Source organism: Arachidicoccus sp. (assembly GCF_050436765.1).
In the GTDB taxonomy this organism is placed as follows: Bacteria; Bacteroidota; Bacteroidia; order Chitinophagales; family Chitinophagaceae; genus Arachidicoccus.
Genome location: NZ_JBNQGD010000203.1, coordinates 699 through 1473 on the forward strand (window position 1 = coordinate 699; position 775 = coordinate 1473).

1 protein-coding gene is annotated in these 775 nt (G+C 37.5%); it reads right to left on the bottom strand.

The features are described 5' to 3' along the window. The coding region (locus ACQR30_RS08985) for a DnaB-like helicase C-terminal domain-containing protein (RefSeq protein ID WP_429734200.1) at positions 1-775 on the bottom strand (775 nt) is incomplete at its 5' end.

Here is a 775-nt window from a genome sequence, read left to right on the forward strand (position 1 = left end):
TTAAAATGTATTTTCGTTTGGTTCTGAAAAATTTCGGATGTTATTGTATGAAATCGGCTTTAAATCATTTTTAAATTCTAAACTTCTGAAATTATTATGCGCTCCGTTCAGGATCATTAACCTATTTCCTTTGTTAATCAATCTCCCTTTTTTTAGCATTAATTTTATGATCCATTCCGGATCACCTTCCACCCATCCTGGGTATTCCCTGTCTGTTAGTTCTTCATCCATGTGAATAAATATTACATTATCTGCATCTTGTTCTATGGCTCCCGATTCTCTCAAATGGTGTAGTTCTGGTTCTACATTAGCCCCTTGTCTGGAAAGTTGACATAAAAGAGCAATCGGAATATTACATTCCATTGCCATGCTTTTTATATCCCTCGTATTCCCTGAAACAATTGCCTCCCGATTCTGGCCCCTCGCTTCTTTCGATGCTCCGATAAGTTGTAGATAATCTATAAAAACAGCCTCAATTCCGTGTTTTGCCTTCCAGGTCTTTATAACCGCTTTCATTTCCGTAGTGGTCATAAAGCCTTTATCATTCATGTAAAAGGGGATGTTTTTTAACTTCCCGAAATTATTACCCAATAAGTCCCATTTTGATTGATCCAAAGCGCCGGCCCTGATACTCCCTACAGTTTCCCCAAGTTCTCGGCTTAGAATCTTCCAAATTATCTGTTTATCCTTCATTTCAAAACTGAAAAAACCAACAGGGATGCCGTTTTTAGCTATGTTTATAGCGATATTCAAAGCCAGAGTAGTTTTGCCCATT